At 41.4% G+C, this 594-nt stretch carries 1 protein-coding gene; it reads left to right on the top strand.

Going from position 1 to position 594, the window contains the following annotated elements:
• On the top strand, positions 1-594 hold a 594-nt coding region (locus ACGTN9_RS21060), incomplete at both ends, for an IS4 family transposase (protein ID WP_499596491.1).

Raw genomic sequence — 594 nt, 5'->3', positions numbered from 1 at the left:
TAAAGAAACAGGCTTTTTAAAGCGTTCCGGTAAACTTAAGCCGGAGATGTTCTTGAGTCTTTGTACTTTATTAAAAGACTCCGTTGGAAAACATAGCTTACAACATTTATGTAGCGCCATATCCTATCAATTTGATACCTCTATCTCTAAACAAGCGCTGCATGAACGTTTCGACACTCCGGCTGTTTACTTTTTAAAACAAGTGTATGGACAATTAGCCAGCAAGCAGGAGGGTATTTCAACTTCATTAGTACAGAATCCATTGTTTTCAAGGATTAGGATTATGGATTCAACATCGTTTCGTCTACCCAATGATTATGCCGAGTACCCAGGCATCCACGGTTATGGGGTAAAGGTGCAGTTGGAATATGAATGGCTTCGGGGAGTATTCCTCCAAAACTCGGTTCATCCAGAAACCAAAAGCGATAAAGATGCCGCCCGAGATAGGATGGATTCTCTTAAATCTGGTGATCTTCTTCTGCGTGATTTGGGGTATTATTCGGCAAGCCTTATCAAGGAAATCGAGAAGATGGGAGCTTTCTATATAAGCAGGGTTCCAAGCCAGACAAAGTTTTGGTTGGGTAGTTCGAAAGA

Source organism: Halobacillus sp. B23F22_5 (assembly GCF_043497085.1).
In the GTDB taxonomy this organism is placed as follows: domain Bacteria; phylum Bacillota; class Bacilli; order Bacillales; family Halobacillaceae; genus Thalassobacillus.
This window is presented reverse-complemented; position numbering and strand designations above follow the sequence as displayed.